A 21,519-nucleotide genomic window follows, 5' to 3' on the forward strand; every position below is an offset into this window, starting at 1 on the left:
GCCTGTTGCCGCCCGATGCCATCGCCCGAAAGCCCCTTCATGCGCCGTCTGCTTGCCCTTGCCCTGATCGCCTGCCTGTCCGCGTTGCCCGCCTGGCCCCAGCAGGGGGCTGGGGGCGGCTTGGGGGCGGGTCTGGGTGGCGCGCCGGCCACCGCCACCGCCCCCAGCCCCGAACAGGCGGCGGCGCTGTTCGGGCAGGCGGGCCCCGTCGTCGTGACCCGGCAAGAGGCGGGCGTGCCGGGCTGGACGGTTAGCGCGGATGGGGCCGTCATCGGCCATGTCGGATCAACCTGGGAAATCGCCGGATCGGTGGGCTATTCGGGCCGCCCGCTAGAGGTTCTGGTGGCGATCGCCCCCGATGCCACGATCGCGGGCGCGGTTCTGGTGCGCCACAATGAACCCGTGCTGACGCTGGGCATTTCGGATGCCGATATCGCCGCCTATGTCGCGGGCTTTCGCGGCTATGATCTGGCCGCCCCGCGCGAGGCGGTGGGCCTGTCGGCGCCGGGCGTGCCCGATGTGATCAGCCGCGCCACCGTGTCGACCGGGGTGATCCGCGACGGCATCCTGCGCACCGCGCGCACCCTGGCCATCGGGCGCGGGCTGATCGCGGCCTCGGGCGGGATCGACCGGCTGGGGTTTGCGCCCGCCGACTGGCCCGGGCTTGTATCCATGGGCGCCCTGACCGAGCTGCGCGTGTCGATGACGCAAGCGGCGGGCGCGCTGGCGGGCGCCAAGGTGCCGGTGCCGCCCGGGCAGGGCGATTTTCTGCGCCTGTGGACCGGGATCATCGATCCGCCGACCGTGGGGCAGAACCTGCTGGGCCAGCAGGTCTTTACCCAGGCGATCGGCGATCTGGGGCCGGGGGAAAGCGCGCTGGTGGTGATCTCATCGGGCCTACACTCGCACCGCGGCACCGATTGGCGCAAGACCGGTGTCTTCGACCGGCTGGTGCTGGTGCAGGGCGACACCCGGTATCAGCCGACCGCCGACAGCTATCAGATGGTCAAGCGCCTGCGCGCCGAGGGCGCGCCCGAGGTCAAGGAAATCAGCCTGTTCCGCCTGCCCCCCGCGATTGACCCGGCCCGTCCCTTCCGCCTTGAGGTTGCCGCGACCCGGCCCACCGCGGCGGGCGAACAGGTCGCCATGACCATGGCGGTGGATTATGCCCTGCCCGATGCCTTCCGCCTGGCCCCCCCGCCCGCGGCCGAGCCGCTGTGGCGCGCGATCTGGGCGGCCAAGCGGCTGGAAACCGTCGCTGTTGCCACCATGCTGGCGGTGCTGACGGTGATCCTGTTCGCGCAGGACTGGATTACCCGGCGGCCCGCGCTGTGGCGGCGCGGGCGGATGGTGTTTCTGGGCGTCACGCTGGTCGGGCTGGGCTGGGGGCTGAACGGGCAGCTGTCGGTGGTGCAGGTCGTGGCCTTTGTCCATTCGCTGCTGACGGGGTTCCGCTGGGAAACCTTCCTGATCGAGCCGGTGATCTTTCTGCTGTGGTCCTTTGTCGCGCTGGGCCTGCTGTTCTGGGGGCGCGGGGTCTATTGCGGCTGGCTATGCCCCTTTGGCGCGTTGCAGGAACTGTTGAACAACGCCGCCGTGCGGCTGGGCATCCGCCAGATCGCGGTGCCGCAGGCGCTGCATGAACGGCTGTGGGTGATCAAATACACCGCCTTCGTCGGCATCCTGGCGCTGTCGTTCTATTCGATGCATGACGCGCTGGTCCTGGCCGAGGTGGAACCCTTCAAGACCGCGATTTCCATGCGGATGATTCGCGCCTGGCCCTTTGTGCTGTTCGTGCTGGCGCTGCTGGGGGCGGGGCTGTTCATTGAACGCTTCTTTTGCCGCTATCTGTGCCCCTTGGGCGCGGGGCTGGCGATTCCGGCCAAGCTGAAGATCTTTGACTGGCTGAAGCGCCGCCCGCAATGCGGCCGCGAATGCCGCCTGTGCGAGACGAAATGCACCGTCGGCGCGATCGACCCGCTGGGCCGGATCAATCCCAATGAATGCGTCCTGTGCCTGCGCTGCCAGGTGATCATGAACGACGCCAATACCTGCCCGATCCTGAAACGCCGTGCCCGATCCGTGGAAGGAGCCGCGCCATGACCGCCATCAACCGCCGCCGCTTTCTGACCCTGTCGGCCTGTGCGCTGGGCAGTGCGCTGGCCGCGCCGCGCGCGCATGCTGCGCCGCCGCTGCTGTGGCAGGGCCGGGCGCTGGGCGCCGATCTGTCGATCCGTCTGGCCGGGGCTGCGCCTGCCGCATCGCGCGGGCTGATCCGCGCGATCGAGGCCGAGGCGCGCGGGATCGAGGCGCGCTTTTCGCTGTATCGCGATTCGGCGCTGACCCGGCTGAACCGCGACGGGCGCCTGGCCCATCCCGATGGCATGATCCGCGAGTTGTTCGCGCTGGCCGACCAGGTGCATCGCGCCACGCAGGGCTGTTTCGACCCGACGGTGCAGCCGCTTTATCTGGCCCATGCCACCGGCACCGACCCCGCCGCCGCGCGCGACCATCTGGGCTGGCAGCGCGTGCGCATCGGCGCCGATGACATCCGGCTGGACCCCGGCATGGCGCTGACCTTCAACGGCATTGCCCAAGGCTTTGCCGCCGACCGGATCGCGGCCTTGATGCGGGTCTGGGGGCTTTGGGATGTGCTGATCGACATGGGCGAGGTGATGGCGCTGGGCACGCGCCCGGGCGGCGGGCCCTGGCGGGCCGCGATCGCCGCGCCCGATGGCACACAGATGGCTGGCCCCGAATTGCGCGATCGCGCGCTGGCCACCTCGGCGCCGCTGGGCACGCGGATCGGGGCCGATGGCGTCCCCCACATCCTGCATCCCGCGGGCGGTGCCCCGCGCTGGGCGCTGGTGTCGGTATCCGGGCCGCGCGCGGCAGTCTGCGATGCGCTGTCCACCGCCTTTTGCCTGATGCCCGATCATCAGATCACCGAGGCCTTGGCACAGTTTCCGGGCACGCGGGTCGAACATCTGGCCTGAGATTGCGCGGTAACGGTCACTTCACGACCGCGCGATTGACTTTCGTTAAGGCCACCCCCGCCCGGGACGCGCAGAAGGGGGTGACAGTAAACTGCTCCAGGAAGGATCAGCGCGATGCGCGAAGTCATGACCAAGAGCATGGCCCGAAACATCTTCTACGGCGGGTCCTTGTTCTTCATCCTCATATTCTTGGGCCTGTCGGTCCATTCCCACTACTACATCGTCAACGTATCGACGAATCGCGAGACGCTGACCGACAGCGTCGTCGCCGGCAAGCACATCTGGGAAAAACATTCCTGCGTGAACTGCCATTCGCTTCTGGGCGAGGGCGCCTATTTCGCCCCCGAACTGGCCAATGTGATGACCCGTTGGGGCGTCCAGGATGACCCGCAGGCCGCCTTCGAGGCGCTGAAGGGCTGGATGGACGCCATGCCCACCGGCATCGAGGGCCGCCGCCAGATGCCGAACTTCAACCTGACGGATGAAGAATACCGTCAGCTGTCCGACTTCCTGCTGTGGTCGAACACGATCAACGCGCAGGGCTGGCCCCCGAATGACGCGGGCTGAGGAGACGAGATCATGAAATATCAATCGCAAAAGATCGCGCTGGCCTATTTCATCGTGGCCATGGCGCTGTTTGCCGTCCAGGTGTCGATGGGGCTGATCCTGGGCTGGATCTATGTCAGCCCGAACTTCCTGTCCGAAATCCTGCCCTTCAACGTGGGGCGCATGCTGCATACCAACAGCCTTGTCGTCTGGCTTCTGCTGGGCTTTTTCGGCGCCGCCTACTACCTGGTGCCTGAAGAATCCGAACGCGAAATCCATTCGCCGATGCTGGCCTATCTGCAGCTGGCGATCTTCGTGGTCGGCACGCTGGGCGCGGTGGTCACCTATCTGTTCAACCTCTTTGACGGCAACTTCCTGCTGGGCAATGAGGGGCGCGAGTTCCTGGAACAGCCGCGCTGGGTGAAGGTGGGGATCGTCGTCGGTGCGCTGATCTTCCTTTACAACGTCACCATGACCGTTCTGGCGGGCAAGAAAACCGCGATCACCAACATCCTGTTGCTGGGCCTGTGGCTGTTGTCGCTGCTGTTCCTGTTTGCCTTCTACAACCCGGGCAACCTGGCGCTGGACAAGCAATACTGGTGGTATGTCGTTCACCTGTGGGTCGAGGCGACCTGGGAACTGGTGATGGCCTCGATCCTGGCCTATCTGATGCTGAAGCTGACGGGGGTCGACCGTGAGGTGGTGGAAAAGTGGCTTTATGTCATCGTCGCCACGGCGCTGTTTTCCGGCATCCTGGGCACGGGGCACCACTATTACTGGATCGGCACGCCGGGGTATTGGCAGTGGATCGGCTCGATCTTCTCGACGCTTGAGGTCGTGCCCTTCTTTGGCATGATGGCCTTTGCCTTCATCATGGTCTGGAAAGGCCGCCGCGATCACCCGAACAAGGCGGCGCTGCTGTGGGCGCTGGGCTGTGCCACGCTGGCCTTCTTTGGCGCGGGTGTCTGGGGCTTCCTGCATACGCTGCACGGGGTGAACTACTATACCCACGGCACGCAGATCACCGCGGCGCATGGTCACCTGGCCTTCTTTGGTGCCTATGTCGCGCTGAACCTGGCGATCATCAGCTATGCCTTCCCGGTGCTGCGGGGGCGTGACCCCTACAACCAGGTGCTGAACATGGTGTCCTTCTGGCTGATGTCGGGCGGGATGGTGTTCATGACCTTCACCCTGACCTTCGCGGGCACGGTGCAGACCCACCTGCAGCGCGTGAATGGCGAATACTACATGGACGTGCAGGACCAGCTGTGGATCTTCTACGCGATGCGCTTCGGCTCGGGCGTGGCGGTGGTGCTGGGGGCGGTGCTGTTCATCTACGCCGTCCTTGTCCCCCGGCGTGAGATCATCGAGGCCGGTCCCGTCGAACAGGCCCGCATTGCGGCCGAACATACGGCGGCGGAGTGATGCAGATGGATGGAACCCTGAACCTGAAGGGGGCGGCGGAAGCCCCCTTCTACCTGCCCCAGGGCGATGAATGCGACGTCTTTGCCGCCGCCGCCGCCCATGACCTGCCGATCCTGCTGAAAGGCCCCACCGGTTGTGGCAAGACGCGGTTTGTGGCGCATATGGCCGCCCGCCTTGGCCGGCCGCTTTATACCGTCGCCTGCCATGATGACCTGTCGGCCGCCGACCTGATCGGGCGCTATCTGCTGAAGGGCGGGGAAACCGTCTGGGTCGATGGCCCGCTGACCCGCGCAGTGCGCGAAGGCGCGATCTGTTACCTGGATGAGGTGGTCGAGGCGCGGCGCGACGTGACCGTGGTGCTGCATCCCCTGACCGACGACCGGCGCATCCTGCCCATCGACCGCACCGGCGAGGAACTTGAGGCCGCCCCGGGCTTTTTGCTGGTGGCGTCCTACAACCCCGGCTACCAGAACATCCTGAAAACGCTGAAACCCTCGACCCGGCAGCGGTTCATCAGCCTGGAATTCACCTTCCCGAAACCCGAACACGAAATCCCGGTGGTGGCGCGTGAAAGCGGCCTGTCCGAGGATCGGGTGAAACCGCTGGTGCGCGTCGCCAACAAGCTGCGCGCGATGAAGGGGCAGGATCTGGAAGAAGGCGTGTCCACCCGCCTTGTGGTCTATGCCGCCACCCTGATCGCGGGGGGGATGCCGGTCGAACGCGCCATCCTGACCGCGATGATCGAACCGCTGACCGACGACAGCGATACCAAACGCGGGCTCCTCGATCTCGTCACCGCCGTATTCGGGTGAGGCAGGCGATGGCCGGGATCGATTTCGAGCCATGGGAACCCGAAGAAAGCGTCGGGAAACTGTGGCACGCTTTTGCCAGCCGTCTGGACGCCCCAAGCGTCCACGATGGAGCCCGGGTCGGCCTTTCCGAGGTTGGCGGACGGCTGGCAGTCCTGTTCCGGGGTCTTGGCGGCAATCCCGCCGTCGAGATCCGCCCCGTGGCCGAGGAAATCAGCCACCACCGCCTGTCCTGGCGGCGCAGCCTGGGCACATTCGCCGAAACCGTGCCGCGCGCCAGCTTTGATGGCGCGGCGCTGCGGCTTCCCGACAGCCTGGCGGTGTTTCCCGCGCGCGAAGCCAATGGCGCGCTTTATCTGTGGCTGGCCGCGGCCGCCGCCCATGCCGGGGCGCCGGTGGCGCAGGCCGATCCGCTGGCCGCCGATCTGGCCGCATTGATCGCCGCGCGCGACATGGTGGCGCGCACCTTGCACGAAGCGCCCGGGTTTCGCGGCCTTTACCGTGATCTTTGCGCAGCCCTTCTGGCGCTGCGCCCCGTGGAAAAACGCCCCGCGACCGAGGCCGCTGTCGAGGCGCTGGTGCGTGCGCAGCTGGGCGATCCCGCGCCGCTGTCCGATGCCGCGCAGGCGCTGCAGGCCCGGTTTGCGGCGGGCGATCCGGGCGAACAGCTGGCGGGCCTTGTGGCCCCGCGCGGCTATCGCCCGTTCCGGCCCGTGGCGCTTTGGCCCGATCTGCGTGACCTGGCCCGGTCCGAGGCCAATGCCGTCGAAACCCGCGACACCGAGGGCACCCCCGAGGAAGGCGAGGGCGCGCGCACCCACCGCGCGCGGCGCCGCAAGGCCGATCAGGCCGAACGCACCGACAGTTTCATCCTGCACAAGTTCGAGGCGATCCTATCCTGGGCGGAATTCATCAACCTTAACCGCCGGGTCGAGGATGATGACAATGACGATGCCAAGAAGGCCGCCGACGATCAGGACGAAATCGGGCTGGGGCAGATTTCCAAGGCCCCGTCCACGCGGCTGAAACTGCATCTGGACCTGGCGCCCGAAGATGTCGACCGCGAGGCGCTGTCGGATATCTGCACCTATCCCGAATGGGACGTGCGGTCCGGGGCCTATCTGCCGGCGCATGCCCGCGTGTTGGCCTCGACCATCGCGCCCAGCGACGAGGTCGCCGCCTTTCAGACCGATCCGGCATCGCAAAAACGCATCCAGGCCGTGCGCCGCCAGTTTGAGGCGCTGCGCCCCTCGCGCATCGCGGTTCCTGGCTTCACCGACGGGGACGAACTGGATACTGACCGCGCGGTGCGCGCGCAGGTGGAACTGATGGCGACGGGGCAGGGCGATGATCGCGTCTGGCGCCAGACCCGCGCGGAAAAACGCGATCTGGCGGTGTCGATCCTGCTGGATGTGTCGCGGTCCACGGAATCGGCGGTGCCGGGGCATGGCCACGGCGGGCGCACGGTGATCGATGTCGAACGCGAGGCGCTGGCAGCGCTGGCCTGGGGTCTGCATGCCTGCGGCGATGATTTCGCGATCCACGCCTTTTCCTCGCTGAAACGCCAGCGGGTCTTTGTGCAGACCGCCAAGGCCTTTGGCGAGCCGATGGGCGCGCAGGTCGAGGCCCGCATCGCCGCGTTGCGCCCGGGCCATTACACCCGCCTTGGCACCGCGATCCGCCATGCCGCCGCCGGATTGACCGAACAGGCGCGCAAGCGGCGGCTGTTGCTGGTGATCACCGATGGCAAGCCCAACGACCTTGACCATTACGAGGGCCGCCACGGCATCGAGGACAGCCACAAGGCGGTGCTTGAGGCGCGGCGCGCGGGCCATGCCGTCTTTGGCATCACCGTCGATCGGGACGGCAAATCGTGGTTTCCGCGCATCTTCGGGCAGGGGGGCTTTGCGCTGATCCCTGACCCCGAAAAGCTGACCCAGGCCCTGCCGCAGATCTATCGCCAACTGGTGATGGGCTGATGACACAGGTCGATCCCCCCAGCGTCTTTGATGAACTGCCCGGCGATCTGATGATCTGGGTGCTGATCGTGTCCGAGCTTTTGGTCTTTGGCGCGGGGCTGGCGGCCTTTCTGGGGGTGCGGCTGACGGATCCCGCGGGCTTTGCCGCGGCGCAGGACCATTTGCACCGCGCGGGCGCGGGGGTGAATACGATCGTTCTGGTCACCTCGGGCTGGCTGGCGGCGCTGGCGGTGGCGGCGGTGCGTGTAGGCCGCGTGGCGCGGGCGCGGGGGCTGCTGCTGGTCGCGGGGACGCTTGGTGTTGTGTTTCTGGCCGTCAAGGGCATCGAATATGCCGACAAGGCCGGGCAGGGCATCAATTTTGAATCCCATGCCTTTTTTACCTTCTACTACCTTCTGACCGGCTTTCACGCCGCCCATGTTATCGCGGGCGTGGTGATCCTGTGGCTGCTGGCGATCCGCCCCACCCCGCGCGGGGTCGAGGCGGGGGCGGCCTTCTGGCACATGGTCGATCTGGTCTGGGTGATCCTGTTCCCCGTCATCTATCTGCTGCACTGAGCCCGCCATGACCCTGACCCGCGCCTGGTTTGCCCTTCTGGCCCTGTCGGCCCTGTCCACCCTGCTGGCGATCAGCGGGCTGTCGGGGCTGGTGCTGGCGGCGGGCGTCCTGTTGTTGGCTTTTGTCAAGGCGCAGGTCATTTTGTGGCACTATCTGGAACTGGTCCACGCGCCCTTCTGGCGGCGGGGCTTTTCGATGGTGCTGGCGATCTACATGCTGATCCTGCTGGGATTGGCGGCGGCGGGGTAGCGATGGGCTGGGTGGAATATGTGCTGGCGATGGGGCTGTTTCTGGCCTCGCACCGCGTCCCGGCGATGCTGGGGCTGAAGGCGCGGGTGACGGCGGTGCTGGGCCCGCGCGGCTATGTCGTGGCCTTCAGCCTGATGTCCACCGCGCTGCTGGTCTGGGTGATCGCGGCGGCGGGGCGGGCGCCTTTCGTGCCGCTGTGGGATCATGCGATCTGGCAGCGCTGGGCCGTCAATCTGGTGATGCCGTTGGCGGTGACGCTGGCGGTCTTTGGCACCGCTGCGCCCAACCCCTTTGCCTTTGAGGGCCGGCGCACCGGCTTTGACCCCGCCCGTCCCGGCATCGCCGGGCTGACGCGCCAGCCGCTTTTATGGGCGCTGGTGCTGTGGGCGGGGGCGCATCTGTTGGCCAATGGCGATCTGGCCCATGCGATCCTGTTTGGCTTTTTCGTGGTCTTCTCGGTCCTGGGAATGCGCATGGTCGAGGCGCGGCGGCGGCGCGACATCGGCGCGGCCCGCTGGCAGGCAGTGACCGCGCGAACCAGCTTGGTGCCGCTGGCCGCGCTGATCGCGGGGCGCTGGCGGCCCCGCGGCGCGCCGCCCGTTCTGCGCCTTGTCCTGACCGTGGCGATCTGGGCCGCAGTCTGGCACCTGCATGCCCCGGTGATCGGGGTGTCGCCCGCGCCCTAGGGGCGGAAGCAGCTGGCGAAAGGTTCGGGCAGGTCGAATTCGGCCAGCGCGCGGGCGCGGCCCGCATCGGACATCTTGCGCGCGGTTTTGGCCACGATCTTCAACAGCGCCTCGGGGTCGCGGCCCGTCGCGAAGGGGTGGAAATACCAGCGCAGGAAGGTGAAGCAGATCACATCCTCCAGCATCTGGACCTTCGGGTCGCGTTTCAGCCCCTCTTTGCGCAGCAGCACGCGCACGCGGTCCTGATCCTGCGCCCGATAGCCCGCATCGGCCATCAGCCCGGCCAGCCGGTCACCATGCCGCCGGCCCTGTTCGCGCCGCCAGTCCAGATAGCCCGCGCGCCCTTCGGGGAAATCGGTGCGGGCAAGCGTCCAGCGTTCGATGTGCTGGCCGCGGGCGGCGATCTGCAACACCTCATCCGCGTCGGGACACAGGCGCGCCAGTTCCGCGCTCATCCGTTCGCCGTAAAGGGCGGCGGCGGGGCGGCCATCTTCCTGCGTGGGGTCGGCGGCATTGGCCGCGTCGATCGCCGCCAGAACCTGATCCAGCCGCCCGGTTTGTGCCACCGTCATCTGGGCCCCCGTCATCTGTATATCCGTCATCCGCGCCCCCAGGCCTGGGCCGGGTCTTCCTCGGCAAAGTCGCGCAGGGCGGCGATGTCGGAAATGGCGGCGACGTTCTGGCGGATCGCGACGCCCTGATCGCGCAGCTTGGCAAAGGCACGGCTGAGGCTTTCGGGCTTCATCCCCAGGCGGCCCGCGATCAGCACCTTGTCGTAGGGCAGCGTCACCTCGCAGGCGCCGTCCTGGCAGGGTGCCAGTTCCAGCAGGAATTCGGCCACCCGCTGCGCGCCGGTCTGGGCCTTCAGCGCCTCGACCTGGGCGACCAGGCTGTTCAGATGGGCGAAGGTCGCCGAAAGGATCGAAACGGCAATTTCGGGGCTTTCGCGGATCTGGCGCAACAGCGCGTCGGCCTCGATCCGGATCAGCCGACAGTCGGTGGCGGCTTCGGCGGCGACGGGATAGACGTCATGGCGGAAGGCCACCGCCTCGCCAAAGCTGCGGCCCCGGGTGAAGACGCCCACCACCGCCTCGGCGCCATTGGGGGCGATGCGGTACAGCTTCACCCAGCCTTCCGCCACGATATAGATGGCGCTGGCGCGTTCGCCCTGCAGGAAGATCGTGGCGCCGCGTTCGAATTCGCGCACCCGCGCGGTGGCCAGCACCGCCTCGGCCACATGGTCGGGCGCGGCGGACAATAACAGCGACTGACGCGCAAGCGCGGTATATTCCGGTTTCATCCTGTCCCTTCGACTTCCCCTGTCTTGCGGCCATATCTTGCCGCAAAGCGCGCCGCGGGGCCAGACCTGCAAATGTCGCAGCGCGGAAATAAGGATCAGTGTGACAGAATCGGGCGCGTGCGATCAGATCCGCGCGATCAGAACCATTGGCCCGGCTCCATCAGGCCCAGATCCATTAGCTGCTGGGAATGCCAATCGAAGGGCACCGAATTGTGCCAGCGGAAATCCGCGATGTCATAGGATGACCCGGGGTTCAGCTTCAGCGCCTTTGCCACCCGGAACGACGCCACCGCCGCCGTCAGGTTGTGGTGCCAGGGGCAGGCGTAGGTGTTGTATTCTTCAATGTTGAACGTGTAGTCGGGCCGCAGCACCAGCCCCGGCTGGGCACGAAACAGCGCGATGCGGTCGATCTTGCGCCGGTGCGCGGGCACATGTTCCTCAAAGCGCCAGCGCAGGCCGCCAAAGAAATCCAGCTGGCGGTCCTTGGGCTGGCCGCTGGCCGGATCGGTCCGCGCCAGCGCGAAATAGCCCGACCGGTCCAGCATCGCATCGCCCAGGCTGACCGCGTTGCGGTGCTGCGTCAGGTCGGGGGCATACAGATCGACGACATGGCACAGCATCGCATCGCGGCGTTCCTCGGCATGAAAGGCCAGCAGTTCGCGCACGTTGCGCGTCTCGCAGAAGGGGTGGAACAGATATTCGGCATTATAGCCGTAATAAAGCCAGGTGGTGGGCGCGCAGGCCGGGATCAGCGCATTGACCGCGCCGACCAGCGCATCGGGGCGGTGGACATCGTGGCGGATGCGGTGGATCTGGGCGGCCAGATCGGCGGGCAGCTGCAATTCGGGCGGGGCCAGCGCCAGAACCGCGCGAAAGCCCGCCTTCAGATGGTGGCGCAGCGTGCTTTCCGCCTCGACCAGATCCTCGATCAGGATCAGCGCGACGGGGCCCTTGGCCAGCACCGCGCGGCCCTGATCCAGAAATGCCCGCAGCGACGCGTAATCCATGGCACCCCCAACCGCACGCAACCCCAAACGCGCGCAAGATTGCGCGAGGCGGGGGCGAATGCAAGCCGGCGCGCTTGTCGGGCGGGGGTGTTTCGGGCTATCAGGCGGCGATCGCGAAAAGGATGGCCCAATGGCGGACGTGACCGAGCCCAAAAAGCTCCATATCAAGACCTATGGCTGTCAGATGAATGTCTATGACAGCGAGCGCATGGCCGAGGCGATGGGCGCGGAAGGCTATGTCCTGACCGACGACGCGGCCGAGGCCGATATGGTCCTGCTGAACACCTGCCACATCCGCGAAAAGGCCGCCGAAAAGGTCTATTCCGATCTGGGCCGCCTGCGCCCGCTGAAAAATGCCAAGCCTGATCTGAAGATCGGGGTGGCGGGCTGCGTCGCGCAGGCCGAGGGCGAAGAGATCCTGCGCCGGATGCCGCTGGTCGATCTGGTCGTCGGCTCGCAATCCTATCACCGGCTGCCCGCGATGGTGCGCGCGGTCGAGGCGGGCGAAAAGCCCGTCGACACCGATTTCCCGGCTGAAGACAAGTTCGACCACCTGCCCGAACGCCCCGCCAGCGCGCGGCCCACCGCCTTCCTGACGGTGCAGGAAGGCTGCGACAAGTTCTGCGCCTTCTGCGTTGTGCCCTACACCCGCGGGGCCGAGGTCAGCCGCCCCGTCGCCCGAATCCTGACCGAGGCGCGCAAGCTGGTCGCCAAGGGTGTCAAGGAAATCACCCTGCTGGGCCAGAATGTGAACGGCTATCACGGCGCGGGCGAGGATGGCGACTGGGGCCTTGGCCGCCTGGTGCGCGAACTGGCCCGGATCGAGGGGCTGGAACGCATCCGCTACACCACCTCGCACCCCAATGACATGAGCGACGACCTGATCGCGGCCCATGCCGAGGAAGCCAAGCTGATGCCCTATCTGCATCTGCCGGTGCAATCGGGGTCCGACCGCATCCTGAAGGCGATGAACCGCCGCCACACCGCCGAAGATTACCTGCGCCTGATCGAACGCATCCGCGCCGCGCGCCCCGACATGATGATGTCGGGCGATTTCATCGTGGGCTTCCCCGGCGAAACCGATGCCGATTTTGAGGCAACGATGGATCTGGTGCGCGCGGTGAATTACGGCATGGCCTACAGCTTCAAATATTCCGCCCGGCCCGGCACGCCGGCCGCTGACCGTGACCCGGTTGCCGCCGAAATCGCCGATGAACGCCTGCAGCGGCTGCAGGCGCTGATCACCCAGCAGCAGCGCGCGGCGCAAGCGGCGATGGTCGGGCGTGAGGTGGGCGTTCTGTTCGAAAAGCCCGGCCGCCTGCCGGGCCAGTGGGTCGGCAAGTCCGACTATCTGCACGCCGTCCACGTCAAGGCCGAGGGGCTGGCGCCCGGAACGCTGGCGCAGGTGCGCATCACCGCCAGCGCGCCCAATTCGTTGGCCGGTGAACTGATCACGGGCTGACCCCGGGGCGGGTTTCTTGTCATTTCGGTGAAATTACGCCCGCCGCACACGCAACTGTGAACCAATGCTTGCGTAGAATTCCAAGCGGGGGCACCATATCTGCGGCAACCTTGCTTTGGGAGATGCTTTTGGGCTTTAGCGCGATCACCCCCCCGCCTCGTTCCCAGGATGCGCATGAAACGCTGCTGGAATTCCCTGACAATCGGCTTCTGATCGAGCTTTGCGGCGAATTCGACCGCAATCTGGCGCAGATCGAGCACAAGCTGTCGGTTCACATCCTGCGACGCGGCAACCAGCTGGCGGTGGTCGGCACGCCCGAGGCACAGACACAGGCGGGCGCCGTTCTGGGCCAGCTTTACGGGCGGCTGGAACAGGGCCGTGCGGTCAATGCCGAGGAAATCGACGCCGCGATCCGCATGGGCGATCTGGGCCAGGATGCCGTGCCGCTGGACGAACAGATGGAGATGTTCGCCGCCGGTCACTATGAAATCCGCACCCGCAAGAAGCAGGTCGAACCCCGGACGGATGCGCAAAAAGCCTATGTGAAGCATCTGTTCGAACACGAACTGGCCTTTGGCATCGGGCCTGCGGGCACCGGCAAGACCTATCTGGCGGTGGCCGTGGGCGTGACCATGCTGATCGGCGGGCATGTCGACAAGATCATCCTGTCGCGCCCCGCCGTCGAGGCGGGCGAGCGTCTGGGCTTTCTGCCCGGCGACATGAAAGAAAAGGTCGATCCCTACATGCAGCCGCTGTATGATGCGCTGAACGACTTTCTGCCCGCCAAGCAGCTGGCCAAGCTGATGGAGGAAAAGCGCATCGAGATCGCGCCGCTGGCCTTCATGCGCGGGCGCACGCTGGCCAATGCCTTTGTTGTGCTGGATGAGGCGCAGAACGCCACCACCATGCAGATGAAGATGTTCCTGACCCGTCTGGGGCAGGGCAGCCGCATGGTCATCACCGGCGATCGCAGCCAGGTTGACCTGCCGCGCGGCGTGGCCTCGGGGCTGGCCGATGGCGAACGCATCCTGACCGGGGTGAAGGGCGTCAGCTTCAACTACTTCACCGCCGCCGATGTGGTGCGCCATCCCCTTGTCGCGCGCATCATCGCGGCCTATGACCGCGCCGATGGAGATGCTGGTTGACACATTGATCGAGGCGCCCGGCTGGGACGGGATCGACCTTGCCGGGCTGGGCGAACGCGCGGGGCGCGCGGTTCTGGCCGATCTGGGGCTGGATGCGGCGGGCTTTGAAATCTGCCTGATGGGCTGTGATGACGCGCGCATCGCGGAATTGAACGCCGATTTTCGTGGCAAGCCGCAGCCCACCAACGTGCTGTCCTGGCCGTCCGAGGAACGCGGGGCCGCGGTTGATGGTGATGCGCCCGACCGCCCCGAACCCGGCATGGCGATGATGCCCGAATCGCTTGGCGACATCGCGATCGCCTTTGAAACCTGCGCGCGCGAGGCCGCCGAACAGGGTAAGGATTTCGAAAGCCATGTGATGCACCTTCTGGTGCATGGCACCTTGCATTTGCTGGGATATGATCACATCCGCGACGGCGATGCCGCCTTGATGGAGGCCGCCGAAATCCGCATCCTTGACCGGATGGGGATCGCGAACCCATATGACTAAGGCCGCGCAACGCGGTTCTGATTTGGAAAGGACTGATGGCACAATCTGTTGACGGCTCTGCCGCCGCTGCTGCCGAGCCGCCCTCGGGCAGCGATGAGGCAGACAGTTCGCCTGAACCCGGCGCATCGCGCGGGTTCTTTGGCCGTATTCTTGACGCGCTAAGCCCATCCGAAGGCGATGGGGCCACACTGCCCCCCGCCGCGCCCACCGCGCCGGTCTTGCCGGGCCTGGGCAATCTGCGCCGCATGCGCGTGGGCGATGTCGCCATCCCCAAGGTGGAAATCGTGGCGGTCCCCGTCACCATCACCCGCGACGAACTGGTCGAGGTGTTCCGCGCGCAGGGCTTTTCGCGCCTGCCGGTGTTCAAGGACACGCTGGATACGCCGCTGGGCCTGATCCACCTGAAGGATCTGGCGCTGGAACATGGTTTTGGCGCCGCGGGGACGGGCCGGTTTTCGGTGCGCAAGATGCTGCGCCCGCTGCTTTACGTGCCGCCCTCGATGCCGATCGGGGTGCTGCTGCAGAAGATGCAGGCGCAGCGCACGCATATGGCGCTGGTGATCGACGAATATGGCGGGGTCGACGGGCTGGTCACGCTTGAAGACCTGATCGAACAGGTCATCGGCGAGATCGAGGATGAACATGATGAGGCCGAGGGCGGTTTCTGGGCCCAGGAAAAGCCCGGCCAATATCTGGTGCAGGCCCGCGCGCCGCTGGATGATTTCGAGGCCGAGATCGGCATGAAGCTGGCCGATGCCGAACAGGATGAGGAAATCGATTCGCTGGGCGGTCTGGTCTTCATGCAGATCGGTCGCGTGCCCGCGCGCGGCGAGGTGATCGTGGCCGCCAATGGCGTCGAATTCGAAATCGTCGATGCCGACCCGCGCCGGATCAAGCGGCTTCGGGTGCGGCTGCCGGGCGTGGCGCCGGCGGAATGATCGCGGGGCTGAGCCGCTGGTTGCGCGCCCCGGCGCGGCCTGACGCGCGGGCGCTGGGCCTTGCGGCGGCTTTGGGCGCGGGCGTGGCCGCGGGGCAGGCGCCGCTGGGCTGGTGGTTCGTGGCGCTGCCGGCGCTGGCGGGGCTGATCGCCTGGATTTTACGCGCACCTTCGGTCGCGCAGGCGGCCTGGGCGGGCTGGGCCGCGGGCTTTGGCTACGCGCTGGCCGCCATGTTCTGGATCGTGGAACCCTTTCTGGTGGACCCTTGGGTGCATGGCTGGATGGCGCCCTTCGCGCTGGTGCTGATGGCGGCGGGGATGGGTCTGTTCTGGGCGCTGGGCACGGGGCTGGGCGCGGCGCTGGCGCAGAGGCCGGTGGCGCGCGCGCTGGGGGTTGCGGCGGGGCTGGCGCTGTCGGATCTGCTGCGCAGCTATCTGTTCACGGGCTTTCCCTGGGTTCTGCTGGGCCATGTCTGGGTCGGCACCCCGGTGGCGCAGGCGGCGGCGGTTGTGGGGCCGGTGGGCTTGTCGCTGGTGACGACACTGCTGGCGGCGGGGCTGGCGCTGGCCTGGCCCGGCGCGGGGCCGCGGCGGACAGGGGGCGGGCGCGCGGCCTTGCGGCGGCTGGGGCCATCCGCGCTGGCGCTTGTGGCGCTGGCGGGGCTCTGGGCGGGGGGGGCGGCGCGTCTGGCCACGCCCGAGCCTGCCCGCGATACCCCGATCCGGCTGCGGCTGGTGCAGCCCAATGCGCCGCAGCATCTGAAATGGCATCCCGATTACCGACTGGATTACTTCTACCGCCATCTTGACCTGACCGCCGCGCCCGCAGATGCGCCCACCGATCTGGTGATCTGGCCCGAAACGGCGGTGCCTTTCCTGCTGGATCGCCCGGGCGACGGGCTGGCGATGATCGCCGAGGCCGCGGGCGGTGTGCCGGTGGCGCTTGGCGTGCAGCGCGCCGAGGGCCTGCGCTATTTCAACAGCCTGGCGGTGATCGGCGCCGATGCGCAGCCCGGCGCGGTCTATGACAAGTTCCACCTGGTGCCCTTTGGCGAATATATCCCCTTTGGCGATGCGCTGGCGCGTCTGGGCCTGCGGGCCTTTGCCGCGCAAGAGGGCAATGGCTATACCCCCGGGCCGGGCGCGCGGGTGCTGGATCTGGGCCCCTTGGGCCGGGTGCAGCCGCTGATCTGCTATGAGGCGGTCTTTCCCCAGGATCTGCGCGCGGCGCCCGAACGGCCCGACTGGCTGATGCAGGTCACCAATGACGCCTGGTTCGGCAATCTGTCCGGGCCCTGGCAGCATCTGGCGCAGGCGCGGCTGCGCGCGATCGAGACGGGCCTGCCGTTGGCGCGCGCGGCCAATACCGGCGTGTCGGCGGTGATCGACGGGCGCGGGCGGGTGGTGGCGGCGCTGGGGCTGGATCAGGCGGGCGTGGTCGATGCCGATCTGCCCGCGGCCCTGCCGGTCACGCCCTATTGGATCTGGGGCGACGGGCCGGTGGCGGGTGCGATCCTGGCACTGATCGCCGGGCTTGCGCTGCACGGACGCAGGGCGCGACGGCCAAAAGCCATTGACCCGCGCGGGGGCGCAGTCTAGGCAGGCGAAACGAACCGTCACAACGGCTTCCTGGCGTGGCGGGGATCATATCAATGGAGCACTTCCCGATGACACGACAGAATTACATCTTCACCTCCGAGTCCGTCTCGGAGGGGCATCCCGACAAGGTCTGCGACCGGATTTCCGATGCGGTGCTGGACGCGCTGCTGACCGAGGAGCCCAATGCCCGCGTCGCCTGCGAAACCTTTGCCACGACAAACCGTGTCATCGTCGGCGGCGAGGTCGGGCTGTCCAGCGCGGCGGCGCTGGATGTCTTCATGGGCCGGGTCGAGGGGATCGTGCGCGATTGCGTGCGCGACATCGGCTACGAACAGGACGAATTCCACTGGAACACGCTGAACGTGCAGAACTTTCTGCACCGCCAGTCGGCGCATATCGCGCAGGGCGTCGACAAGGACGGGGCGGGCGATCAGGGCATCATGTTCGGCTATGCCACCGATGAGACGCCCGAGCTGATGCCCGCGCCGATCCAGTATGCCCATGCGATCCTACGCCGCCTGGCCGAGGTGCGCAAATCCGGCGAACAGCCGACGCTGCGCCCCGATGCGAAATCCCAGCTGTCGGTGCGCTATGAAGGCGGTCGCCCGGTCGGCGTCAGCTCGATCGTGCTGTCCACCCAGCATGCCGATGCCCGCCAGACCAGCGCCGATATCCGCGCCATCGTGGAACCCTATATCCGCGAGATCCTGCCCGAGGGCTGGATCACCGACCAGACCGAATGGTGGGTCAACCCCACAGGCACCTTCGTGATTGGCGGGCCGGATGGCGATGCGGGGCTGACCGGGCGCAAGATCATCGTGGATACCTATGGCGGCGCCGCGCCGCACGGGGGCGGAGCGTTTTCCGGCAAGGACCCGACCAAGGTGGACCGCTCGGCCGCCTATGCGGCGCGCTATCTGGCCAAGAACGTGGTCGCGGCGGGGCTGGCACGCAAATGCGTGATCCAGCTGTCCTATGCGATCGGCGTGGCCAAGCCGCTGTCGATCTATGCCGATACGCAAGGTACGGGCCTGGTGCCCGATGCCGAGATTGAGCGGGTCGTGGCGCAATGCATGGACCTGACGCCGCGCGGTATTCGCACGCATCTGGACCTGTGCCGCCCGATCTATGCCCGCACCGCGGCCTATGGCCATTTCGGCCGCGCGCCCGAGGCCGATGGCGGTTTCAGCTGGGAACGCACCGATCTGACCGAGGCGCTGAAAAAGGCGCTGTGATCGCATCGCGGCAGGGCTTGGCCCGGCGGACGGGGCGCGCCGATCAGGGCGCGCCCTTTTGCGTTGCTGGCGGTGCCGGGGCCTGCCCGGTCGCGCGCGGGTGGTGCGGATGCCTCCGGCGGAGGTATTTGGGGCAAGATGAAAGGGCCGCCGCGCCGGGCCTGTCGGCGGCTTGGCCTTGACCTTGGGTCGGCAGGGGCGCTAGAGCCCGCGGCCATGAGCGAGAACACCCCCAAACCCGAGACCGGGCCCGATGCCGGCCCCGAATGGCGCAATTTCTATGGGCGCCGGTCGGGCAAGACCATGCGCCCCAGCCAGAAGGCCTATCTGTCCGAGGATCTGGAGACGCTGCGCCCGCGCGGCATTTCGCGCGAGGAAAACCCCGCGCGTGAGATCATCGATCCGGCCACGATCTTTGGCAACGACCATCCGGTCTGGCTGGAGGTGGGTTTTGGCGGGGGCGAGCATCTGGTGCATATGGCTGCGCGCTATCCGGGCATCAACATCATCGGCTGCGAGCCCTTCATCAACGGCGTGGCGATGCTGTTGGGCAAGATCCGCGCGGCGGGGGTGACGAACCTGGCGGTGCATCCGGGCGATGCGCGCGATCTGATGGATGTGTTGCCCGAGGGGTGCATCGAAAAGGCCTTTCTGAACTATCCCGACCCTTGGCCCAAGCGCCGCCACCACCGGCGCCGGTTCGTGACGCAGGATCATCTGGTGCCGCTGGCGCGCTGCCTTGCCCCGGGGGCCGAGTTCCGCGTGGCGACCGATATCCCGAGCTACATGGAGCAGGCGCTACAGGAAGTGCCGAAGGCGGGCTTCGCGCTGGTGGCGCATTCCGGCGCGCCCTGGGACGACTGGATTTCCACGCGCTACGAACAAAAGGCCCTGCGTGAAGGCCGCGTGCCCGATTACGCGACCTTTGTCCGGATCGGCGCCCAAGGGTGATTTACGCCCCCCAAGCCTTGGGCTAACACGGGGACGAGCAAGAGGGAGGCACCCATGTCCGGCCACGGCGATCCGATTCCGATGATGTCCCGCAAGGGCGGGCCGCTGCGCGGCGTGGCCGAGGTGCCGGGCGACAAGTCGATCTCGCACCGCGCGCTGATCCTGGGGGCGCTGTCGGTGGGCGAGACGCGGATCACCGGCCTTCTGGAAGGCCAGGATGTGCTGGACACCGCCAAGGCGATGCGCGCCTTCGGGGCCGAGGTGACGCGGCTGGCCCCCGGCGAATGGGTCGTGCAGGGCGTGGGCGTGGGCGGCTTTGCCGAACCCGCCGATGTCATTGATTGCGGCAATTCGGGCACGGGCGTGCGGCTGATCATGGGCTGTATGGCAACCTCGGCGATCAGCGCGACCTTTACGGGCGATGCATCGTTGCGCAAGCGGCCGATGGGGCGGGTGACCGATCCGCTGGCACTGTTCGGGGCGCGGGCCCATGGGCGCGCGGGCGGGCGGCTGCCGATGACCGTGGTCGGCGCGGCGGACCCGGTGCCGGTGCGCTACACGGTGCCGATGCCCTCGGCGCAGGTGAAATCGGCGGTGCTGCTGGCGGGGCTGAACGCGCCCGGCCAGACCGTGGTGATCGAGAAGGAAGCGACGCGCGATCATACCGAGCGCATGCTGCGTGGCTTTGGCGCGGAACTGAGCGTTGAGGAGACGCCCGAGGGCCGTGTCATCACGCTGCAGGGCCAGCCCGAATTGCGCGGGCAGGCGGTGGCGGTGCCGCGCGATCCGTCCTCGGCGGCCTTCCCGGTCTGCGCGGCGCTGCTGGTGCCGGGGTCGGACATCCTTGTGCCCGGCGTAAGCCAGAACCCCACGCGCAACGGCCTGTTCACGACGTTGGTGGACATGGGCGCAGACATCACCTTTGAAAACCCGCGCGAAGAGGGCGGCGAGCCGGTGGCCGACCTGCGTGTGCGCCATTCGGCGCTGAAGGGGATCGAGGTTCCGGCCGAACGTGCGGCCTCGATGATCGACGAATATCCGGTGCTGGCGGTGGTTGCCGCCTGCGCCAGCGGCACCACGGTGATGCGCGGGATCAAGGAGCTGCGCGTGAAGGAAAGCGACCGGATCGACGCGATGGCGCGCGGGCTTGAGGCTTGCGGCGTGCGCGTGGAAGAGGATCAGGACACGCTGATCGTTCACGGGCTTGGCCCGGATGGTGTGCCGGGCGGGGCGACCTGCGCCACCCATATCGACCACCGCATCGCCATGAGCTTCCTGGTGCTGGGGCTGGTGTCGCAGCAGCCGATCGCGGTCGATGACGGCTCGCCGATCGCGACCTCGTTCCCGACGTTCGATGGCCTGATGGCGGGGCTGGGCGCCACGATCGAACGGCGCGCCTGAGGCAGGGTGCGGATGCCTCCGGCGGAGGTATTTGGGGCAAGATGAAAATGCTGCTTCTTCTTGGCAAAAATACTCAGGATGCAGCGGCGGCCTGAAGCGCGGGGGCGGGGATGAGGTTCACGGTAGCCATCGACGGGCCGGCGGCGGCGGGCAAGGGAACGATCAGCCGGGCGCTGGCCGCGCGGTTCGGGTTTGCGCATCTGGATACGGGGCTGCTGTATCGCGCGGTCGGCGCGCTTGTGGCTGAGGGCGCCGATCCGGTCGCGGCGGCGCGGGGGCTTTCGGCGGCGGATCTGGCGCGCGCGGATCTGCGCAGTCTGGCCGCGGGCGAGGCGGCCTCAAAGGTTGCGGTGATGCCCGAGGTGCGTGCGGCGCTTGTGGACTTTCAGCGCCGCTTTGCCCGGGGCCAGGGCGGCGCGGTGCTGGACGGGCGCGACATCGGCACGGTGATCTGCCCCGAGGCCGAGGTGAAGCTGTTCGTGACCGCCAGCGCGTCGGTGCGGGCGCATCGCCGCTGGCTGGAGGTTGGCGGGGATGAGGCCGAGGTGCTGGCCCAGGTCATCGCGCGCGACCGGCGCGACAGTGAACGCGCCACCGCGCCGATGCGGCCCGCCGGGGATGCCGTGGTGATCGACACCTCGGAGATGGGGATCGACGAGGCGGTCGAGCATGCGGCCGCGGTGATCCGCCAAAAGCTGCCGCAGGCGGGCTGAAACCGGGGCTTGCGCGATTCCATGCTTGCCG

Annotated in this window: 21 protein-coding genes and 1 riboswitch; of the genes, 18 read left to right on the forward strand and 3 right to left on the reverse strand. The window is 67.4% G+C overall.

Going from position 1 to position 21,519, the window contains the following annotated elements; genetic code table 11:
• The first annotated feature begins 39 nt into the window (after positions 1-39).
• The 9 genes from MXB90_RS07485 (at position 40) to MXB90_RS07525 (ending at position 9,248) form a co-directional block, all read left to right on the forward strand.
• A complete protein-coding gene (locus tag MXB90_RS07485) occupies positions 40-2,103 on the forward strand; it encodes a NosR/NirI family protein (RefSeq protein WP_250043066.1) in 2,064 nt (687 codons plus the stop codon).
• Positions 2,100-2,996, forward strand: a complete 897-nt coding sequence (locus MXB90_RS07490) for an FAD:protein FMN transferase (RefSeq protein WP_250043073.1) — start codon at positions 2,100-2,102, stop codon at positions 2,994-2,996. The genes MXB90_RS07485 and MXB90_RS07490 overlap by 4 nt, the downstream gene beginning before the upstream one ends.
• Positions 2,997-3,110: 114 nt before the next feature.
• Complete coding sequence (locus MXB90_RS07495) at positions 3,111-3,563, forward strand: c-type cytochrome (RefSeq protein ID WP_250043076.1); 453 nt, start codon at positions 3,111-3,113, stop codon at positions 3,561-3,563.
• A 12-nt stretch (positions 3,564-3,575) separates the two neighbouring features.
• Positions 3,576-4,967 carry a cbb3-type cytochrome c oxidase subunit I gene (locus MXB90_RS07500; protein WP_250043079.1) on the forward strand — a complete coding sequence of 464 codons (1,392 nt, stop codon included), beginning with the start codon at positions 3,576-3,578 and terminating at the stop codon, positions 4,965-4,967.
• Positions 4,968-4,972: 5 nt separating this feature from the next.
• On the forward strand, positions 4,973-5,779 hold the full coding sequence (locus tag MXB90_RS07505; protein ID WP_462982240.1) for an AAA family ATPase: 807 nt from the start codon (positions 4,973-4,975) through the stop codon (positions 5,777-5,779).
• An 8-nt stretch (positions 5,780-5,787) separates the two neighbouring features.
• Entirely contained in the window at positions 5,788-7,755 is a 1,968-nt protein-coding gene (locus MXB90_RS07510) for a nitric oxide reductase activation protein NorD (protein ID WP_250043087.1), read from the forward strand.
• Positions 7,755-8,312, forward strand: a complete 558-nt coding sequence (locus tag MXB90_RS07515) for a cytochrome c oxidase subunit 3 (RefSeq protein WP_250043088.1) — start codon at positions 7,755-7,757, stop codon at positions 8,310-8,312. The genes MXB90_RS07510 and MXB90_RS07515 overlap by 1 nt, the downstream gene beginning before the upstream one ends.
• 7 nt (positions 8,313-8,319) lie before the next feature.
• Positions 8,320-8,562: a cytochrome C oxidase subunit IV family protein gene (locus MXB90_RS07520; RefSeq protein ID WP_250043092.1), complete on the forward strand. Its 243-nt coding sequence runs from the start codon at positions 8,320-8,322 to the stop codon at positions 8,560-8,562.
• Positions 8,563-8,564: 2 nt separating this feature from the next.
• The gene (locus MXB90_RS07525; RefSeq protein ID WP_250043096.1) at positions 8,565-9,248 is read left to right on the forward strand and encodes an NnrU family protein; all 684 of its coding nucleotides are present in this window, start codon (positions 8,565-8,567) and stop codon (positions 9,246-9,248) included.
• Here the strand turns inward: MXB90_RS07525 and MXB90_RS07530 are convergent.
• The 3 genes from MXB90_RS07530 to MXB90_RS07540 form a co-directional block, all read right to left on the reverse strand.
• Positions 9,245-9,850 carry a DUF4202 domain-containing protein gene (locus tag MXB90_RS07530; RefSeq protein ID WP_250043097.1) on the reverse strand — a complete coding sequence of 202 codons (606 nt, stop codon included), beginning with the start codon at positions 9,848-9,850 and terminating at the stop codon, positions 9,245-9,247. The two genes, MXB90_RS07525 and MXB90_RS07530, sit on opposite strands and share 4 nt — an antisense overlap.
• Positions 9,847-10,548: a Crp/Fnr family transcriptional regulator gene (locus MXB90_RS07535; protein WP_250043101.1), complete on the reverse strand. Its 702-nt coding sequence runs from the start codon at positions 10,546-10,548 to the stop codon at positions 9,847-9,849. Before MXB90_RS07535 ends, MXB90_RS07530 begins: the two co-directional genes overlap by 4 nt.
• 137 nt (positions 10,549-10,685) lie before the next feature.
• Complete coding sequence (locus MXB90_RS07540) at positions 10,686-11,555, reverse strand: glycosyltransferase family 2 protein (protein ID WP_250043104.1); 870 nt, start codon at positions 11,553-11,555, stop codon at positions 10,686-10,688.
• A gap of 139 nt (positions 11,556-11,694) precedes the next feature.
• Here MXB90_RS07540 and miaB point away from each other — a divergent pair, with 139 nt between their 5' ends.
• The 9 genes from miaB to MXB90_RS07585 all read left to right on the forward strand — a co-directional run bounded on the left by miaB (position 11,695) and on the right by MXB90_RS07585 (position 21,488).
• Complete coding sequence (gene miaB, locus MXB90_RS07545; protein WP_250043408.1) at positions 11,695-13,017, forward strand: tRNA (N6-isopentenyl adenosine(37)-C2)-methylthiotransferase MiaB; 1,323 nt, start codon at positions 11,695-11,697, stop codon at positions 13,015-13,017.
• A gap of 122 nt (positions 13,018-13,139) precedes the next feature.
• Positions 13,140-14,162: a PhoH family protein gene (locus MXB90_RS07550; RefSeq protein ID WP_250043106.1), complete on the forward strand. Its 1,023-nt coding sequence runs from the start codon at positions 13,140-13,142 to the stop codon at positions 14,160-14,162.
• A complete protein-coding gene (ybeY, locus tag MXB90_RS07555; RefSeq protein WP_250043117.1) occupies positions 14,146-14,652 on the forward strand; it encodes an rRNA maturation RNase YbeY in 507 nt (168 codons plus the stop codon). The genes MXB90_RS07550 and ybeY overlap by 17 nt, the downstream gene beginning before the upstream one ends.
• Before the next feature lie 35 nt (positions 14,653-14,687).
• Positions 14,688-15,590: a hemolysin family protein gene (locus tag MXB90_RS07560; protein ID WP_250043119.1), complete on the forward strand. Its 903-nt coding sequence runs from the start codon at positions 14,688-14,690 to the stop codon at positions 15,588-15,590.
• On the forward strand, positions 15,587-17,188 hold the full coding sequence (lnt, locus tag MXB90_RS07565) for an apolipoprotein N-acyltransferase (protein WP_250043122.1): 1,602 nt from the start codon (positions 15,587-15,589) through the stop codon (positions 17,186-17,188). The genes MXB90_RS07560 and lnt overlap by 4 nt, the downstream gene beginning before the upstream one ends.
• 11 nt (positions 17,189-17,199) lie before the next feature.
• Positions 17,200-17,249, forward strand: a riboswitch (SAM-SAH riboswitch).
• Positions 17,250-17,256: 7 nt separating this feature from the next.
• Entirely contained in the window at positions 17,257-18,423 is a 1,167-nt protein-coding gene (gene metK / locus MXB90_RS07570) for a methionine adenosyltransferase (RefSeq protein WP_250043125.1), read from the forward strand.
• 216 nt (positions 18,424-18,639) lie between these two features.
• Complete coding sequence (trmB, locus tag MXB90_RS07575; RefSeq protein WP_250043128.1) at positions 18,640-19,374, forward strand: tRNA (guanine(46)-N(7))-methyltransferase TrmB; 735 nt, start codon at positions 18,640-18,642, stop codon at positions 19,372-19,374.
• Between the two features lie 54 nt (positions 19,375-19,428).
• Entirely contained in the window at positions 19,429-20,775 is a 1,347-nt protein-coding gene (gene aroA / locus MXB90_RS07580) for a 3-phosphoshikimate 1-carboxyvinyltransferase (RefSeq protein WP_250043131.1), read from the forward strand.
• 110 nt (positions 20,776-20,885) lie between these two features.
• Positions 20,886-21,488 carry a (d)CMP kinase gene (locus MXB90_RS07585; RefSeq protein ID WP_250043133.1) on the forward strand — a complete coding sequence of 201 codons (603 nt, stop codon included), beginning with the start codon at positions 20,886-20,888 and terminating at the stop codon, positions 21,486-21,488.
• Positions 21,489-21,519 lie beyond the last annotated feature (31 nt).

It is taken from the genome of Phaeovulum molybdatiresistens, assembly GCF_023544865.1.
In the GTDB taxonomy this organism is placed as follows: domain Bacteria; phylum Pseudomonadota; class Alphaproteobacteria; order Rhodobacterales; family Rhodobacteraceae; genus Pontitalea.

Excerpts from the sequence above, each read along its gene's own strand:
- MXB90_RS07485 (WP_250043066.1), top strand. The coding sequence starts at position 40 with ATGCGCCGTCTGCTTGCCCTTGCCCTGATCGCCTGCCTGTCCGCGTTG.
- MXB90_RS07490 (WP_250043073.1), top strand. The coding sequence starts at position 2,100 with ATGACCGCCATCAACCGCCGCCGCTTTCTGACCCTGTCGGCCTGTGCG.
- MXB90_RS07495 (WP_250043076.1), top strand. The coding sequence starts at position 3,111 with ATGCGCGAAGTCATGACCAAGAGCATGGCCCGAAACATCTTCTACGGC.
- MXB90_RS07500 (WP_250043079.1), top strand. The coding sequence starts at position 3,576 with ATGAAATATCAATCGCAAAAGATCGCGCTGGCCTATTTCATCGTGGCC.
- MXB90_RS07505 (WP_462982240.1), top strand. The coding sequence starts at position 4,973 with ATGGATGGAACCCTGAACCTGAAGGGGGCGGCGGAAGCCCCCTTCTAC.
- MXB90_RS07510 (WP_250043087.1), top strand. The coding sequence starts at position 5,788 with ATGGCCGGGATCGATTTCGAGCCATGGGAACCCGAAGAAAGCGTCGGG.
- MXB90_RS07515 (WP_250043088.1), top strand. The coding sequence starts at position 7,755 with ATGACACAGGTCGATCCCCCCAGCGTCTTTGATGAACTGCCCGGCGAT.
- MXB90_RS07520 (WP_250043092.1), top strand. The coding sequence starts at position 8,320 with ATGACCCTGACCCGCGCCTGGTTTGCCCTTCTGGCCCTGTCGGCCCTG.
- MXB90_RS07525 (WP_250043096.1), top strand. The coding sequence starts at position 8,565 with ATGGGCTGGGTGGAATATGTGCTGGCGATGGGGCTGTTTCTGGCCTCG.
- MXB90_RS07530 (WP_250043097.1), bottom strand. The coding sequence starts at position 9,850 with ATGACGGATATACAGATGACGGGGGCCCAGATGACGGTGGCACAAACC.
- MXB90_RS07535 (WP_250043101.1), bottom strand. The coding sequence starts at position 10,548 with ATGAAACCGGAATATACCGCGCTTGCGCGTCAGTCGCTGTTATTGTCC.
- MXB90_RS07540 (WP_250043104.1), bottom strand. The coding sequence starts at position 11,555 with ATGGATTACGCGTCGCTGCGGGCATTTCTGGATCAGGGCCGCGCGGTG.
- MXB90_RS07550 (WP_250043106.1), top strand. The coding sequence starts at position 13,140 with ATGCTTTTGGGCTTTAGCGCGATCACCCCCCCGCCTCGTTCCCAGGAT.
- ybeY (WP_250043117.1), top strand. The coding sequence starts at position 14,146 with ATGGAGATGCTGGTTGACACATTGATCGAGGCGCCCGGCTGGGACGGG.
- MXB90_RS07560 (WP_250043119.1), top strand. The coding sequence starts at position 14,688 with ATGGCACAATCTGTTGACGGCTCTGCCGCCGCTGCTGCCGAGCCGCCC.
- lnt (WP_250043122.1), top strand. The coding sequence starts at position 15,587 with ATGATCGCGGGGCTGAGCCGCTGGTTGCGCGCCCCGGCGCGGCCTGAC.
- metK (WP_250043125.1), top strand. The coding sequence starts at position 17,257 with ATGACACGACAGAATTACATCTTCACCTCCGAGTCCGTCTCGGAGGGG.
- trmB (WP_250043128.1), top strand. The coding sequence starts at position 18,640 with ATGAGCGAGAACACCCCCAAACCCGAGACCGGGCCCGATGCCGGCCCC.
- aroA (WP_250043131.1), top strand. The coding sequence starts at position 19,429 with ATGTCCGGCCACGGCGATCCGATTCCGATGATGTCCCGCAAGGGCGGG.
- MXB90_RS07585 (WP_250043133.1), top strand. The coding sequence starts at position 20,886 with ATGAGGTTCACGGTAGCCATCGACGGGCCGGCGGCGGCGGGCAAGGGA.